The 16,571-nt window shown below is 35.5% G+C and carries 14 protein-coding genes; 12 read left to right on the forward strand and 2 right to left on the reverse strand.

Annotation, left to right across the window (positions count from 1 at the left end):
• The first annotated feature begins 1 nt into the window (after nucleotide 1).
• From VB264_RS22145 to VB264_RS22165, 5 genes are all read left to right on the forward strand, one after another.
• On the forward strand, nucleotides 2-1,441 hold the full coding sequence (locus tag VB264_RS22145; protein ID WP_323253104.1) for an APC family permease: 1,440 nt from the start codon (nucleotides 2-4) through the stop codon (nucleotides 1,439-1,441).
• Between the two features lie 31 nt (nucleotides 1,442-1,472).
• Nucleotides 1,473-3,884 (forward strand): glycoside hydrolase family 127 protein, encoded by a 2,412-nt coding sequence (locus VB264_RS22150; RefSeq protein ID WP_323253106.1) that lies wholly within the window; start codon nucleotides 1,473-1,475, stop codon nucleotides 3,882-3,884.
• A gap of 296 nt (nucleotides 3,885-4,180) precedes the next feature.
• A complete protein-coding gene (locus VB264_RS22155) occupies nucleotides 4,181-5,119 on the forward strand; it encodes a ring-cleaving dioxygenase (protein WP_323253108.1) in 939 nt (312 codons plus the stop codon).
• Between the two features lie 16 nt (nucleotides 5,120-5,135).
• Nucleotides 5,136-5,765, forward strand: coding sequence for an alpha/beta hydrolase (locus tag VB264_RS22160; protein WP_323253110.1), 630 nt, complete (start codon nucleotides 5,136-5,138; stop codon nucleotides 5,763-5,765).
• A 33-nt stretch (nucleotides 5,766-5,798) separates the two neighbouring features.
• Entirely contained in the window at nucleotides 5,799-6,329 is a 531-nt protein-coding gene (locus VB264_RS22165; RefSeq protein ID WP_323253112.1) for a YceI family protein, read from the forward strand.
• Between the two features lie 92 nt (nucleotides 6,330-6,421).
• On the opposite strand, the gene VB264_RS22170 is transcribed toward VB264_RS22165, so the two are convergent.
• Complete coding sequence (locus VB264_RS22170; RefSeq protein WP_323253114.1) at nucleotides 6,422-7,381, reverse strand: D-2-hydroxyacid dehydrogenase; 960 nt, start codon at nucleotides 7,379-7,381, stop codon at nucleotides 6,422-6,424.
• 40 nt (nucleotides 7,382-7,421) lie between these two features.
• Entirely contained in the window at nucleotides 7,422-8,402 is a 981-nt protein-coding gene (locus VB264_RS22175; RefSeq protein WP_323253116.1) for a lipid A deacylase LpxR family protein, read from the reverse strand.
• Nucleotides 8,403-8,817: 415 nt separating this feature from the next.
• On the opposite strand from VB264_RS22175, the gene VB264_RS22180 reads away from it, so the two are divergent.
• The 7 genes from VB264_RS22180 (at nucleotide 8,818) to VB264_RS22210 (ending at nucleotide 16,400) form a co-directional block, all read left to right on the forward strand.
• On the forward strand, nucleotides 8,818-9,501 hold the full coding sequence (locus VB264_RS22180) for a recombinase family protein (RefSeq protein ID WP_323253118.1): 684 nt from the start codon (nucleotides 8,818-8,820) through the stop codon (nucleotides 9,499-9,501).
• Nucleotides 9,502-9,584: 83 nt separating this feature from the next.
• A complete protein-coding gene (locus VB264_RS22185; RefSeq protein ID WP_323253120.1) occupies nucleotides 9,585-10,400 on the forward strand; it encodes an EboA domain-containing protein in 816 nt (271 codons plus the stop codon).
• A 125-nt stretch (nucleotides 10,401-10,525) separates the two neighbouring features.
• Nucleotides 10,526-11,545, forward strand: coding sequence for a TatD family hydrolase (locus VB264_RS22190; protein WP_309917509.1), 1,020 nt, complete (start codon nucleotides 10,526-10,528; stop codon nucleotides 11,543-11,545).
• A 3-nt stretch (nucleotides 11,546-11,548) separates the two neighbouring features.
• Nucleotides 11,549-12,430: a UbiA-like protein EboC gene (eboC, locus tag VB264_RS22195; RefSeq protein ID WP_323253123.1), complete on the forward strand. Its 882-nt coding sequence runs from the start codon at nucleotides 11,549-11,551 to the stop codon at nucleotides 12,428-12,430.
• Nucleotides 12,431-12,522: 92 nt separating this feature from the next.
• The gene (locus VB264_RS22200) at nucleotides 12,523-13,680 is read left to right on the forward strand and encodes a 3-dehydroquinate synthase (protein ID WP_323253125.1); all 1,158 of its coding nucleotides are present in this window, start codon (nucleotides 12,523-12,525) and stop codon (nucleotides 13,678-13,680) included.
• A 5-nt stretch (nucleotides 13,681-13,685) separates the two neighbouring features.
• Entirely contained in the window at nucleotides 13,686-14,897 is a 1,212-nt protein-coding gene (gene eboE / locus VB264_RS22205; RefSeq protein ID WP_323253127.1) for a metabolite traffic protein EboE, read from the forward strand.
• 132 nt (nucleotides 14,898-15,029) lie between these two features.
• Nucleotides 15,030-16,400, forward strand: a complete 1,371-nt coding sequence (locus VB264_RS22210; RefSeq protein ID WP_323253129.1) for an alkaline phosphatase family protein — start codon at nucleotides 15,030-15,032, stop codon at nucleotides 16,398-16,400.
• Nucleotides 16,401-16,571: the final 171 nt, after the last annotated feature.

Genomic DNA, 16,571 nt, shown 5'->3' on the forward strand with positions numbered 1-16,571 from the left:
TATGAATCAACCAACTACCTTAGAACCCTCGGCAGAACAAAATTCAAGTGCATTTAAACGTTCGTTGAGTTTATTAGATGCCACCATGATTGTTGCGGGTTCTATGATTGGCTCTGGGATTTTTATTGTGAGTGCCGATATTACTCGCAATGTAGGTTCGGCGGGTTGGCTGTTAGTGATTTGGTTGATAACAGGTTTACTAACCCTAATTGCTGCCATAAGTTATGGAGAATTAAGTGCCATGTTTCCCAAAGCTGGCGGACAGTATATATATCTAAAAGAAGCCTTCAATCCCCTTGTTGGCTTTTTGTATGGTTGGAGTTTCTTTGCCGTTATTCAAACGGGTTCAATTGCTGCGGTAGGTGTGGCTTTTAGTAAATTCTCAGCCTATATTTTCCCTTTTCTTAGCGAGAAAAACATCTTATTAGACCTTAAATTATTTAAAGTTTCCGCCGCTCAACTTACTTCAATACTAATGGTTTCCTTGTTAACGTATATCAATACGCGTGGCGTAAAAGAAGGAAAAACTATTCAAACCATACTGACACTCATCAAAATTATAGCATTATTCGGACTGATTATCTTTGGTTTTTCGATAGCTGCCAAAAAAGAAATTTGGGAAGCCAATTGGCAAACAGGTTTTTCTCTTTTCCAATTTGATGGCATTACATCACTTCCCTACTCCAGTATGGCTTTTATGGGTGCTATTGCCGCTAGTATGGTTGGAAGCCTATTTAGTAGTGATTCTTGGAATAACGTTACTTTTATAGCAGGAGAAATTAAAAGACCTGAACGAAATATTGGACTAAGTTTATTCTTAGGAACACTTATCGTTACGGCTACTTATTTCCTGTGCAATGTAATGTATCTGAGCGTATTATCTCTACAAGAAATCGCTACCGCTGAAAACGACAGAGTGGGTATGGTGGCATCACAACATATATTCGGAGAGGTTGGTACAATGGTTATTGCTGTGTTTTTGATGATTTCTACTTTTGGTTGCGATAATGGTTTGATTTTATCAGGAGCGAGAGTATATTACAGCATGGCAAAAGATGGTTTGTTTTTTAAACAAGTAGCTCAACTTAATAAAAATGGCGTTCCAGAAAAAGCATTGTGGATACAATGCCTTTGGGCTTCTGTACTCTGCTTGAGTGGTCGTTATGGAGAATTGTTAGATTATGTAATCTTTGCTGTACTGATTTTTTATATACTAACAATTATAGGCATTTTCAGACTACGCATTACTCAACCCAACTTACCTCGTCCTTACAAAGCCTTTGGTTACCCTTTTTTACCACTTATTTATATTATTTCGGCATCAGTAATTAGTATTTCATTATTGATATATCGCCCTTCATTTACGTTGCCCGGTTTAGTAATCGTATTATTAGGTATCCCAGCGTACTATCTTTTTCTAGGCAAGAAGCCCCAATCATAAGTATCATCATTAGCCATAAACACTCAACAATATGTCATCATTATCTTTCAAAAGGCTATTTACTTTTGTGATTCTTTTTTCATTTTTTATCAATGAAGCTGAGGCACAACATAATGATTATCCTATTCAACCTGTCACTTTTACACAAGTACATTTTAAGGATAATTTTTGGTTACCTAAAATGAAAATCAATGCCGAGGTAACCATTCCCTATACATTAAACCAATGTAAAATAACGGGACGGATTGATAATTTTGCCAAAGCAGCAGGAAAAATACCCGCTGAAAAAAGTACTACTTATACTTTTGATGACACCGATTTATATAAAGTGATAGAAGGGGCATCTTATAGTCTTCAAACTAAAAAAGATATTGCCCTTGAAAAATACTTAGATACCTTAATTAGTAATATTGGTGCTGCCCAAGAACCAGATGGATATTTATATACTTTTAGAACAATGAAAATTGCCAAACCACACGAGTGGATTGGTTCAAAACGTTGGGAAAAAGAAGAAGACTTAAGTCATGAATTATACAATGCAGGGCATCTTTATGAAGCGGCAGTAGCGCATTATCAAGCAACGGGTAAAAAGAATTTACTGAATATTGCTACCAAGAATGCTGACTTATTAGTGAAAACTTTTGGCTGGGGCAAAGAAGAACGTTTCCCCGGTCATCAAATCGTGGAAACTGGTTTAACCCGTTTGTATAGGGTAACGGGCAAAAAAGAGTACTTGACTTTAGCAAAATTCTTTCTGGATTTAAGAGGGAAAGAAGGGCATTTGAACCAAGAATACAGTCAATCGCATAAAAAAGTAGTAAATCAGCATACAGCGGTGGGGCATGCGGTTAGGGCAACTTATATGTACACAGGCATGGCAGACGTAGCAGCACTGACTGGCGACAAGCAATACTTAAGTGCTATCGATGACATTTGGAATGATGTAGTCGATAAAAAGATTTACATTACAGGGGGTATTGGTGCTACAGGTAATGGAGAAGCGTTTGGGGCTGATTATGATTTACCCAACATGAGTGCCTATGCTGAAACTTGCGCCGCCATCGCCAATGTGTATTGGAATAATAGAATGTTTTTGCTTCACGGTGATGCTAAATATATTGATGTATTAGAACGAACGCTTTACAATGGTTTACTTTCTGGTATTTCTTTAACTGGCGATAAGTTCTTTTACCCTAATCCGTTGGCTTCGATGGGGCAACATCAACGCAGAACTTGGTATGATTGTGCCTGTTGTATTTCTAACATGACTCGCTTTTTGCCTTCAGTACCAGGATATGCGTATGCGCAAAATCAAAACGATTTATACATTAATTTATTTGTAGGGGGTGATGCTTCTATACAATTGACAAGTACCAAGGTTGAAATCCATCAAGAAACCAATTATCCTTGGAGTGGGAAAGATGAATTTATCATCAATCCAGCCAAAAAAGCCAGTTTCAACATTCATATTCGTATTCCAGGTTGGGCAAAAAATCAACCCATTCAAGGCGATTTGTATCAAGATAAAAGTAAAAGCATAGACTTTACTCTTTTATTAAATGGGAAACCTGCAAAATATTCAATCGAAAAAGGCTACGCTGTGATTAATCGTACTTGGGTTAAAGGCGATAAATTGACGTTGGATTTACCAATGGAAATAAAGAAGATTGAAGCCAAAGACAGCGTAAAAGCAGATTATCAAAGATTTGCTTTACAACGAGGTCCCCTAGTCTATTGTTTAGAAGGTATCGATAATGCAGATTCATCAGTACTGAATATCGTTGTTGATAAAAACTCAACGGTTACTCCTGTTTTTCAGGCAAGTTTATTGAACGGCGTGATGGCTTTAGAAATGGATGGTTCTTCAACCAAAAGACAAATCAATAGTAATGTGTTGATTAAAACACAGCAGAAAGTAACCGCTATTCCATATTATACATGGGCAAATCGTGGTTCATCAGAAATGCAAGTGTGGATTCCTTTTGAAGCGTCGGCATCAAAACCTAAGCCTGCTCCGACCATAGCTAGTAAAAGTAAAGTTACGGCTTCAATTAAAAGTCCGATGATGTTAAAAGCACTTAATGACCAATACGAAGTTGAAAATTCTATTGACAGAAGTGGTAATTTCTTCCACTGGTGGCCAAAGAAAAATTCTACCGAATTTGTTCAATATGATTTTGATCAAGAATATACGGTATCTTCATCAGAAGTATATTGGTTTGATGATAGTCCTTGGGGTGGGTGTTATTTACCAAGTTCTTGGAAAATAGTATATCTGAAAGATGGTCAATGGCTTCCTGTTAAAGTAATCAATCAAGATGCAGTTGCTAAAGATAAATTCAACAGTATTCAGTTTGAACCAATAACTACCAAAGCCTTAAAATTAGAAGTACAATTATCGAAAGATAACGCCGCTGGAATTCATGAGTGGAAGGTGAAGTAATATAACAAGCCCTGATTCCACATCAGCCACACTCCTTTTTATTTTAAAGTAAAATTTTAAGCAATTGTAGCGGTAACCCTTGCGGTTACCGTTTCTTTTGTCAGTATGTTGGCAACCGCAAGGGTTGCCACTACATTTTGTACTTGTGATTCTTTCTTGATGTCAAAGTTCTGGATATATTTTTTTAATTTTTTATTCTTTTCATTTTTTTTTCATTCCTATGTTTTCTTGTCCTAGTTCAAGAGAAATCAATATCTGAGCGGATAACTTTGTATCAACAAAAAAGGAAAACAATTATGGAAAATAGAATAAATGGATTGCACCATATCACTGCTATTGCAGGAAATGCAAAGAGAAATTACGACTTTTATACAAGAGTAATGGGCTTGAAAATGATTAAAAAAACTGTCAATTTTGATGACCCAAATACATATCACTTTTACTATGGTAACGCTACAGGCGAACCAGGAACAGTATTAACATTTTTCCCTTGGGGTGATGGTATTCCACAAGGAAGAAGAGGGACTCGTCAAGCTACAGAAATTGGGTATGCAGTTCCAGAAGGAAGTTTAGAATTCTGGCAAAAACGATTCGAACAGAATAATGTTACTTATAATAAAGTAGCTGAAAAATTCGGAGAACAATACCTTACCTTCTTAGACCCAGACGGTTTGAAGTTTGAATTGATTGTTCCTAAAAAAGCTGATACTCGTACTCCATTTGAAACTGATGAAGTAACAGCCAAACATGCTACTTTAGGTTTTCATAGTGTAACGATTACTACAAATAAAATTGATGCTACGGCTAAAGTGCTTACAGATATTTTCGGATACCGTTTATTAGAACAACACGTAAATCGTTATCGTTTTGTAACTGATGCTGTTGGACAGGCAGCCATCGTTGATTTAGTAGAAGTACCAGGTGAAGGCGTAGGACACGTTTCAAAAGGTTCTGTACACCACGTAGCTTTCAGAGTAAGTGATGATAATATCCTAATGGAATTTCGCAAAAAAGTAATGGATGCGGGTTTACAGATTACGGAAAAAATCGATAGAAACTATTTCTATTCATTATATTTCCGTGAACCAGGTGGAGTGCTTTTTGAAATTGCAAGTGATAACCCAGGTTTTACAGTAGATGAATCTTTAGAAGAATTGGGATTAAACTTAAAATTGCCTGCTCAATATGAACAATATCGTGCTGGTATCGAAAAAACACTTCCAAAACTGGATTAACTTACTCATTAAAATTATGTATTTACATAGCAAACAAGTTTTGACCACTGGTATTTCAATCGGAAAAGCCAAAAAAGCGATCGTGATGATTCACGGTCGCGGTGGTTCAGCTCAGGATATTATTTCGTTAAAGGATCACTTGAATCTTGGCGAAATGGCGATTTTTGCCCCTCAAGCTACGCAAAGAAGTTGGTATCCATATAGTTTTATGGCACCCGAGGAACAAAATCAACCTGCACTAGATTCGGCCCTGAATGCAATAGATGAAGTAGTGAAAGATATTGAAAAGGCAGGTATTCCTGCTGATTCAATCTACTTTTTAGGGTTTTCTCAAGGAGCTTGTCTTACCTTAGAATACGTGGCTAGAAATGCTAAAAAGTATGGTGGTGTTGTCGCTTTTACTGGAGGCGTGATTGGCGAAGTATTGGTAAAAGAAAGGTATAAAGGAGACTTTGAGCAAACACCAATATTAATCACCACAGGCAATCCAGACCCACATGTTCCGTTAGTAAGAGTAGAAGAGAGTATTGCTATCTTAAAAAAGCTTAATTCGAATGTTCATTCTAGTATTTTTAAAGGGAAACAACATGCTATTTCTTTGGAGGAAATCAATTTAGCGAACCAATATATTTTTAAAGAAAATTAATTATCAATTTCATAATATTAAACTTAAAACATCATGTCAACTACAATCTGGGCTATTGACCCATCACATTCAGAAGTACAGTTTAAAGTTAAACATTTAGTTATCACAACTGTAACAGGACATTTCAAAGAATTCAGCGGAACAGTTGAGGCTGGAGACGATTTTGAAGATGCAAAAATATCATTCGAAGCTAAAGTGGATTCTATTAGTACCAATAGCGAACAACGCGACGGACACTTAAAAAGTGCTGATTTCTTTGAAGTTGAAAAGTATCCAACACTTTCATTTACTTCTACTAAATTTACAAAAAAAGATGATGGTGAGTTCGAATTAGTAGGAGACTTAACCATCAAAGGCGTAACAAATCCTGTAAAATTGTCAGTAGAATATGGCGGAACAGCCACTGACCCTTGGGGAAATGTAAAAGCTGGGTTTGAATTAACCGCTAAAATCAATCGTAAAGATTTTGGCTTAACTTGGAATGCTCCAACAGAAGCGGGTGGAGTTTTGGTAAGTGAAGAAGTGAAATTAATAGCTAATATTCAGTTATTAAAGCAAGCATAATACACATTTAAAAATGTCTCTATCCTCAAAAGTATAGAGACATTTTTAAATTAATATATTGATTTATAACAAGTTATTACGTATCGTATAAATTATTTATTAACAATATTTGTAGGATTTCCTCCGATATAGGCTGAGATATTTTCTAAAGTGATGGCTAGTAATCTTGTTCTTGCTTCTTTAGTAGCCCAAGCTATGTGTGGTGTAATAATACAATTTTCTGCTGTAAACAATGGATTATCTTTTTGAGGGGGTTCTACAGAAAGTACATCTATCCCAGCCCCTGCAATAGTTCCATTATTCAATGCTTCTGCTAAATCTTCATCGACTACAATGGGTCCTCTTGAGGTATTAATCAGGAAAGCAGTGTTTTTCATTTTCTGTAAATTTTCACGATTAATTAGTCCTTTTGTTTCGGCAGTTAATGGACAATGAATGCTTACTACATCTGATGCTACTAACAAATCTGGTATGCTTGCCCATTTAAAATTTTTACGATGCGATTGGTCGGTTTGTGTACGACTATAACCAATGACGTTCATTCCAAAGGCTGTAGCGACATCTGCAACTCTTTGACCAATGCTACCAAAACCAATAATGCCTATGGTTTTTCCAGCTAATTCAATCAAAGGAAAATCCCAGAAACAAAAATCTTTGGAATTTGCCCATTTCCCCTCACGAACAGCATCACTATGTTTCTGAACATGTAAAGTAAGCTCTAGTAAGAGCGAAAAAGTCATTTGCACAACAGATTCCGTCCCATAAGCAGGCACATTGCTTACAATAACTCCTTGGTTTTTAGCAGCTTCAATATCAACAATATTATATCCCGTAGCCAATACACCAATGTATTTCAAACTACTTAATTGTGAAATTTCTGAAGCTCCAAGTGGTGTTTTATTCGTTAACACAATCTCTGCTCCATCGGCTCGTTCGACAATTTTTTCGCTTGGAGTTCTATCGTAAATTATTACTTCCCCTAATGCGTTTAACTCATCCCATGATAAATCCCCAGGATTTAAAGTATATCCATCTAAAACGACAATCTTCATCTTGCTTAGTTAATTTGTTATAATTACAAAGCTAATTAATTTACCAATTGTAATACAATGAAAGATTTCCGACACTATGTCTATACAGCCCTTTTTTATAAGCACTTGCTACTTTTTGATTATACGAAATACCAAAATTACCTTTAGTAATTACAGCTCCGTATGAAATTTCAGCAAACCAATTTCTTATACTATTTTGATAAACATCTGTTTTCGAACTATTTACCTCTCCATTCATCAACTTATTAGTGAGGATATACGATCCCTCTGGTTTAAAAATAAAATATGCCTGAAATTTTTTAAAGCGACTGGATTTACTTCCATATTGATTTAAAAATCCTTGAAAATATGGACTAAATTTACCAATTCTAACCATTGGATACATTGTTACAGAATTGTACATATTACCAAGCGTGACTCTCCCTCCTGCCATTACTTCAATAAATTTCTGAAAATGAAATACTTCCTTCTCAGCAGTGAAGTTTATGTTAAAAATAGCAGTATTATCTAATTGGTTATCCCATCCTCTTGGAATTTTATCATTAATAATCCTATGCATCAATGTTTGTGTTTGTTTTGCCAAAGCTGCTGGTCCCCTTACTCCTGCTATTATCTCTGTTTGAAAATCGTATTTCTTAACAGGATTATAAGAATAAAGCGTATGCGTAATATACAAAGACCCCGCAAATGGATAATCATCTGGTTGAAATTCTGTTTTGGTAATATCTCTCGGAGTAACCATCAGTTGGGCAAAACCCCATCCAAAAACATTAATGGTGCTATCGCCTGCTTTCGGTAATAGTCTATCCACAAAAAAATGAGAGTCATGTTTTTTTGTATAAAATAAATCGAATCTTGTTCCATTGCTGTAAGCTTCATCAGTTCCTATTCCCCGAATGTTAAAAAAATCATTGTCTTCGTACAACCTAAACATAAACCGTGGTTCCGATTTCTGAGCAAATATTGAATTTGTAAATATTAAAGCTATAATAGTAGTTAAAATTTGAAACGCGTTTTTCATGAAGATTAAATTTAAAAAGTTCTTTCATCTGAGCTTTGACTTAGAACACTAAATACATTTTTTTAAAGTGATTATTAATAGTAAAGGAATTTTGAAAGAATAAAATTCCTTTAATTAAAAAAAACTAGAAAATCAACCCTGAATAAAATAAAAATGATTTTTAGAAGTTTTGTTTAAAATCTAATACGACCCTCTTAGATTTTAAACAAAGCGTATTATATTTGTCTAAAAGTCAAGCTTGAGGTTAAAGTTTTAAGAATTGATTATTTCGGGTACTTCAAAAATTTAGTTTTGAAAATAGCAGGAAAATGAAGCCCGTGAGAATCAGTTATTTTATACCAGAATTAATCTAGTAAGGAAATAATAAAATCTCAGCGGATTAAAAAAAGAGATGTTAAACATATAAAATCTATCTATGAAAAAATATGTAAGCTATCTACGCGTTTCAACAAAAGGGCAAGAACGTTCGGGACTTGGTTTAGAAGCCCAGCGTGCTATTATTGAACATTATGCAAAAATTGATGAAGCAGCTATTGAACATGAATTTATTGAAGCCATCAGTGGTAAAGACATTGAAAATCGCCCTAAATTGATGGAAGCGATTAAATTGTGTAATGAAAAAAAATACACATTTATCGTTGCAAAATTAGATAGATTGAGCAGAGATATTGAGCATATATTTAAATTGAAGAAATTATTAGGTGAAAACTTTAAAAGTTGTGATTTGCCTGATACTGATACAGTTACACTAGGAATTTATGCAATTTTCGCTCAAAGAGAAAGAGAAATCATTAGTATCAGGACAAAAGTAGCCTTAGAAGCTAAGAAAAAAAGAGGCGAAAAGATGGGTAACCCACAGTATTTTACCCAAGAAACAAGAGACCTTGGCGGGAAGATGCAAAGAGAAAAAGCCATTAAAAATATTAATAACAAAATGGCAAGCGGGATGATAGCCCGATATAATAGAGATGAATATACGTTGGAAAGTATTGCTCAAGAACTCAATAATTTTGGTTTCAGAACCGTTAAAGGAAAACTGTTCAACCGTTCAACGGTTTGGTACTTAATAAAACGACAAAAAGAGATAAATATGACGTAAACAATGATTTTTATTACGTTAAATTTCCCTCGCTGTTCTTACCTTTGATAAATATTATTTTGCATTAATTAGACTTAAAAATTGTGAGCATACAGAGCAACCTTTTAAAAATTATCCAAGAAAATGCTACGGAAAAAGAGCTAAATTGGATTTTAAGCAAGACATCGGGTGATAGTAAACATATTTTAACAGCATTTGTCGCCACACCAAGATTTGTATCAAAAAAGACAGTAACTATTTTAGTTGATAACGAAAATCTTGTTCATGAATGGACGATGGACAGGTTAACAAGAGTTCATTTATTGTTATCTATTCCACACGACTCAGAAGAAACGTATCTTAAAAATATTAATTCACTTTTTGATACCGCTGAAATCAATGAAGCTGTAGCCTTATATTCAGCTTTACCTTATTTAGCTTTCCCTCAAAAATGGGTTTACAGGGCTACAGAGGCCGTTCGTTCTAATATTGGTTTGATTTTCGATTCTTTAGCATTTAGAAATACTTTTGCTAGTACATATTTTTCTGAAGCAGAATGGAATCAATTAGTGTTAAAATGTATTTTTAATGATAAGCCTATTCATTTAATTCATGGTCTAACTGAAAGAGCCAATCAAAAATTAGCGGATACGCTTTCAGATTTTGCCCATGAACGTTGGGCTGCTGGTAGAACAGTTCCAGCACAAGTTTGGCGATTAGTTATTCAGTTTTTGAACGAGAGTTTATTGAAAGATATAGAGAAGTTATTGTTGACAGATAGTCAGCAAAATCAAATTGCTGCAATATTAGTATGCAAAGAAACGACTTTTGAGCCTGCAAAATCCTTGCTTGAAAAATATTCAACATTAGTAGAAGGACTTGATAGTCAGCGTATTTATTGGAAAACGTTAGAAGAATAAGTAATTATTGCTTCTATTGTCCGATAATAAAGGATATACTAATTAGTATTTTATTCGAAATTTAAAGCTAGTTTAAAGTGAAGTTTGTGTGTTGATCTTTGAACTAGTTGTTAACCACTAATCAAATGTGCCAAAAACATAATGAAATAACCCAAAATCCTTCACACTTTGAAGGAACAGCCGAAGAATTGGCAACGGCTACGAATGTACAAGTCAATTTCATGGATTATATCAAAGACATGAAGTTTTTTGATCCACACATTCACATGACTTCTCGTACAACTGATGACTATCAAGCATTGGCTGATGCGGGCGTGGTAGCTATTATTGAGCCTGCTTTTTGGCTTGGTCAACCACGTACAGGGCTTTCAACTTTCAAAGATTATTACAGTAGCTTGATAGGATGGGAGCGTTTTCGTTCTTCACAATTTGGTATCAAACATTATTGTACTATCGGTCTGAACTCTCGCGAAGCTAACAATGAAGCGCTTGCCGAAGAAGTGATGGAAATTTTACCGCTTTATTTATATAAAGAAGGCGTTGTAGGTGTTGGTGAAATTGGTTTTGATGACCAAACACCTGCCGAAGAAAAATATTATCGTTTACAGTTAGAGTTAGCCAAAGAAGCAGGCTTACCCGTTCAGGTACATACTCCGCATCGTGACAAGAAAAAGGGAACTGAAAGAAGTATGGCTATTGCACTAGAACATGGTATTAGTCCTGAAATGGTAATTATTGATCATAATAATGAAGAAACTGTAAAAAGTGTATTAGACCAAGGTTTTTATGCTGCGTTTACCATTTATCCTTTTACAAAAATGGGTAATGAGCGTATGGTAGAGGTGGTAAAACAATATGGTTCTGAAAGAATTATGATTAATTCTGCGGCTGACTGGGGCATTAGCGACCCATTGGCTATTCCAAAAACGGCAGCATTGATGAAAATTAAAGGTATTTCTGATCATGATATTCGTTTGGTTACCTATCAAAATGCCATTGATGCCTTTGCTCAGAGCGGACAAATTAATGTAGATGATTTTGAAAATCCGCAAGAAATAGACCAAAGTCTAAAATTTAATGGCAACACGATTCTGAGAGGCGGACAACAACCAAGAGTCGATAAAAATGCCTTAATCATTCGTTAAGTTTTGAACATAAAAGCATACTTCCAACTTTTAAGACCTGCCAACATTGTGACATCCGTAGCTGATATTTTCGCTGGGATTTCCATCGCAGGTTTTATTTTTTCAAGCGATACTCAAAGTATTCAAACGGTTCTTTTACTCGTCATTGCTACCAAGTGTTTATATGGCGGTGGTATCGTGTATAACGATGTTTTTGATGCTGAACTAGATGCTGTAGAGAGACCTGAACGACCTATTCCAAGCGGAAGAGTCAGCAAGCAAAGTGCTGCCATGTTCGGCAGTATTTTACTTATATTTGGTATTATTGCAGCTTTTCTGAATAGTACTCAAAGTGGATTAATCGCTATTGCTGTTGCTATTTCGGCATTGGTTTATAATCGTTTCGGTAAACATCATGATATCATCGGCCCAATCAATATGGGGCTTTGTCGTGGTGGGAACCTGATTTTGGGGATGTCTGCTGTAGCTACTGCTCCAGCAGAACTGTGGTATTTAGGCATTATTCCTGTTATATACATAGCTGCCATAACAATGGTAAGTAGGGGAGAAGTGCATGGAGGAAGCCAAAAAACATTATACTTTGCAGGATTTTTATATGCTTTTGTTAGTATTTCTCAATTGCTTTTTGCATTTCAATTAGGCTATTTTGAACTAGCTATTGGCTTTGTATTATTACACATATACTTGATTTTCAAACCATTAATTACAGCCATTACTAACCCAATAGGACCTAATATCGGTAAGGCTGTGAAAGCAGGAGTACTGTCTTTAATCGTAATGGATGCAGCATGGGTAAGTGTTTCTGGAAACTGGATTCTTGCTTTATGTGTTTTAGCATTGTTGCCCCTTTCTATGAAATTGGCGAAGTTATTTGCCGTTACATAAAGCAAGGAATTATATGCATTGATAAAGCCAATGGTATGGCTTCATCATTAGTTAAATATTATTTAAAATTTGATTTTTTACTCGTATTATAAATGTCTCAGATTCAGCAAACATTTCAGGTTAATTTTTCGTACAATATCATATTTACCGAAAATCTTTTCGCCCCTGAAAACACTACTTTAATTACTTTCTTAAACGATTTTGGCAGTCATTATGGTGCGAATGAATTTCGTAAGAAAATTTTATTTCTAATTGACGAAGGTGTTGCCAACACTCATCAATACTTGCAAGAAGCCATAAAAAAATACTTTGAGGGTCAAGAACAAGTGGAGCTAGTAGCAGACATTATCGTGTTACCGGGTGGAGAACAAGTAAAAAATGATGAAATATATTTAGCTCAAACACTCCGAGCAATTGATACTTATGGTATCGACCGTCACTCATTTGTAGCTGCCATAGGTGGTGGTGCATTTTTAGATATGACAGGCTATGCATCAGCAATTGCTCATAGAGGCGTAAAACATATTCGTATTCCTACGACTGTTCTTTCACAAAATGATTCGGGTGTTGGTGTAAAAAATGGTGTAAATTATTTTGGTAAAAAGAACTTTTTAGGCACATTTGCTCCGCCAGTAGCAGTATTTAATGATAGCACTTTTTTGAAAACATTAGACGAGCGTGACTGGCGTTCGGGTATTTCAGAAGCGGTAAAAGTGGCTCTTATCAAGGATATAACCTTCTTTGAATGGCTAGAAAATAAATCTGTTTTATTGGCTCATAGAGATGAGGAGTCTATGAACGAGCATATTTTCCGTTGTGCTGAACTCCATGTACAGCATATTTCTAGTGGTGACCCTTTTGAAAGCGGTTCTGCACGTCCTTTAGATTTTGGTCACTGGGCAGCTCATAAATTAGAGTATCTTACCAATTTTGAAATACGTCATGGCGAAGCCGTAGCCATTGGCATTGCCCTCGACTGTGTATATTCTTATTTAAAAGGCATGATTAGCGAAGATGCTTTGGATAGAATTTTGTTGGTTTTAGAAAATCTGGGCTTTGATTTATATCATCCTGCCTTAGCGGAAAATGACAAAATCAATCTTTGGAAAGGTCTTAATGAATTCCGTGAGCATTTGGGCGGTCGCCTAACTATTACGTTGTTAGAAGGGCTTGGAAAAGGAGTTGAAGTACACGAAATAGATTTCGAATTGGTAAAACAAGCAGTAGATTTTCTCGAAAAACGCTCATAAAAATTATGCAAACTGCCTTTGGACTTTTAACATATTGTAGTAATATTCATCCTGGTGTAGACTGGAACCACCATTTTTCAGTACTCCAAGGTAGTATTCCTGAAATTAAAAATTCAGTCAGTAAAGATGCTTCAATGGGTATTGGTTTGCGTTTGGCCAATCAAGCCAGTATAGATTTATCCGAAGCAGATAATTTTGAGGCTTTTCAAAATTGGTTGACTGAAAACGATTGTTATGTGTTTACCGTGAATGGGTTTCCGTATGGAGGTTTTCATGATGTCGTAGTAAAAGACCAAGTGCACGCTCCTGACTGGACAACTGATGACAGAGTACAATATACTATCAGGATGTTTAAGTTGTTGGCTAAACTTTTACCTGCTGAGATGAACGAAGGAGGTATTTCTACCTCACCACTTTCATATCGTTTTTGGTGGAAAGTAGAAAGCGACACTCCAACAGAAACTCTTGATTATGCTACTACACAAGCAACACAAAATATACTTTTGGTAGTTGATAAATTAATTACGCTTAAAGAATCAACAGGAAAGACATTACATTTAGACATTGAGCCAGAGCCAGATGGTATATTAGAAAATTCTACCGAGTTTATTACTTGGTATCAAGACTATCTAAGACCTCTCGCCATAGAATATTTCGCAAAGAAAGGGATTTCTTCTGACGAAACATTACACATTTTACATACTCATATCCAATTATGCTATGATGTTTGTCATTTTGCTGTAAGCTATGAAAAGCCTGCCATCGTAGTTGAGCAATTATCAAAAGCAAATATTGCTGTTGGCAAAATTCAAATAAGCTCAGCTATTAAAGTAGATTTTACGAAAGATGCTGAGGAAAAATTAAAAGCCATTGCTCAGTACGATGAAGTCAGCTATTTACACCAAGTAGTTGCTAAGAAAGCTGATGGTACTTTTGAAAAATACCAAGATTTAAACCATGCTATTCAAGCATTTGCACCAGAAAAACACGTAGAATGGCGAGTACATTTTCATGTGCCTTTATTTATTGGACAATATAGTGAGCTTTCTTCAACACAATCAGACATTGTAGATACCATAGCCATTCATAAACAAAAACCTTTTACTAATCATTTAGAAATTGAAACTTATACTTGGGGTGTTCTACCTCCTGAAGTGCAAGTCCCTCTGAATGAATCAATTGCTAGAGAAATTAACTGGGTGAAAGGATTGCTGTGAGCAAATCGGCTTTCGGTCATCTGCTTTCGGCTTGGTTTTCGCTTTACTCATAGCATAAGATATAAATATTTGACATATTTCTAACAAAAATGCTGAAAGCTGACGACTGACAGCAGATAGCTAAAAAATAATATGCAAAAAACAGTAGTCATTGATGTAGTCGGATTGAGTACTAGCGTCATCGGAGAACATACTCCATTCATTAAAAAATATCTTTCTGAGCATCAGCTTACCCATATAAAACCTGTCTTACCTGCCGTTACTACCACTTCACAAAGCTGTTATGTAACAGGAAAATTCCCTGATACACACGGTATTGTTGGGAATGGCTGGTACGACCGTGAAGACAATGAACATAAATTCTGGAAGCAATCCAACAAAATAGTAAAGGCTGAGAAAATTTGGGAAGCTGCTAAGCGTCAAGACCCAAATTTTACCTGTTCTAAAATGTTTTGGTGGTATAATATGTATTCTTCGGCTGATTATTCTGTAACGCCAAGACCTCAATACCATGCTGATGGCGTGAAAGCCCCCGATTGCTATACACAACCAGCAGATTTACGGGATAAACTTCAAGCTGATTTAGGGACTTTTCCATTATTTAGTTTTTGGGGGCCTAATGCTAATATAAAATCTTCAAAGTGGATTGCTGATGCGTCTATCTGGGTTGACAAAGCGCATGACCCAACCCTAAGTTTGATTTACTTACCTCATTTAGATTATTGCTTACAGAAATATGGTGTTGATTTTTCTAAAATCCATAAAGAATTAGGAGAAGTAGATAAGCTAGTGGAAGACTTGGTAACGCATTATCAAGCTCAGGATACGAACATCATCATTCTATCTGAATACGGTATCAACAGCGTGAATAATCCTATTCACATCAATAGAATATTCCGAGAAAATGGGTTGATTTCTGTAAGGGTAGAACGTGACTATGAGTTATTAGATGCTGGTGTTTCAAAGGCTTTTGCCATTGCCGATCATCAGATTGCTCATATTTATATTAATGATAAAAGTGAAGAAGCACGTGTAAAAAGTATTTTAGAAAATACCAAAGGCATTGCTTTAGTACTAGATGAAGAAGGAAAAAAACAGCATCATATTAATCACGAACGTGCTGGAGATTTAGTAGTGATGGCAGATGCCGACAGTTGGTTTACTTATTATTATTGGTTAGATGATGCTAAAGCCCCTGATTACGCTCGCTTAGTAGATATTCATAGAAAACCTGGCTACGACCCTGTAGAGATGTTTATGAATCCTGCTAATCCATTTATTAAATTAAGAGCAGGCTACAAATTAGCCCGTAAATTATTAGGGTTTAGGTATTTGATGGACGTTATTCCATTAGATGCGACGCTTGTAAAAGGTTCGCATGGTGGTATTAATATCGATAAAGAATATTATCCTATATTGATTTCTGATAAAAAAATAGGAGATGGTGAAATTCAAGCAACTGACGTATATGATGTAATTTGGGACGCTTTGTTTTCAAAATAAGATTAACATACATTATACTAGAAACATGAGTCATCCCGAATTTTAAAATCATAAAAAAGAGGCTGTCCAAAAAGTAATTGGCAGTCTTTTTTTGTTATGTTATTGATATTTAGTATTTTAGCTATGTAAATCTTCAATCATGGCAAAGGCACTTTTCAAACCTCTTCCGCT

The sequence above is a fragment of the Arcicella aquatica genome, assembly GCF_034928825.1.
GTDB lineage: Bacteria > Bacteroidota > Bacteroidia > Cytophagales > Spirosomataceae > Arcicella > Arcicella aquatica.

Excerpts from the sequence above, each read along its gene's own strand:
- VB264_RS22165 (WP_323253112.1), top strand. The coding sequence starts at position 5,799 with ATGTCAACTACAATCTGGGCTATTGACCCATCACATTCAGAAGTACAG.
- VB264_RS22160 (WP_323253110.1), top strand. The coding sequence starts at position 5,136 with ATGTATTTACATAGCAAACAAGTTTTGACCACTGGTATTTCAATCGGA.
- VB264_RS22210 (WP_323253129.1), top strand. The coding sequence starts at position 15,030 with ATGCAAAAAACAGTAGTCATTGATGTAGTCGGATTGAGTACTAGCGTC.
- VB264_RS22150 (WP_323253106.1), top strand. The coding sequence starts at position 1,473 with ATGTCATCATTATCTTTCAAAAGGCTATTTACTTTTGTGATTCTTTTT.
- VB264_RS22155 (WP_323253108.1), top strand. The coding sequence starts at position 4,181 with ATGGAAAATAGAATAAATGGATTGCACCATATCACTGCTATTGCAGGA.
- VB264_RS22200 (WP_323253125.1), top strand. The coding sequence starts at position 12,523 with ATGTCTCAGATTCAGCAAACATTTCAGGTTAATTTTTCGTACAATATC.
- VB264_RS22170 (WP_323253114.1), bottom strand. The coding sequence starts at position 7,381 with ATGAAGATTGTCGTTTTAGATGGATATACTTTAAATCCTGGGGATTTA.
- VB264_RS22180 (WP_323253118.1), top strand. The coding sequence starts at position 8,818 with ATGAAAAAATATGTAAGCTATCTACGCGTTTCAACAAAAGGGCAAGAA.
- VB264_RS22145 (WP_323253104.1), top strand. The coding sequence starts at position 2 with ATGAATCAACCAACTACCTTAGAACCCTCGGCAGAACAAAATTCAAGT.
- VB264_RS22175 (WP_323253116.1), bottom strand. The coding sequence starts at position 8,402 with ATGAAAAACGCGTTTCAAATTTTAACTACTATTATAGCTTTAATATTT.
- eboE (WP_323253127.1), top strand. The coding sequence starts at position 13,686 with ATGCAAACTGCCTTTGGACTTTTAACATATTGTAGTAATATTCATCCT.
- VB264_RS22190 (WP_309917509.1), top strand. The coding sequence starts at position 10,526 with ATGTGCCAAAAACATAATGAAATAACCCAAAATCCTTCACACTTTGAA.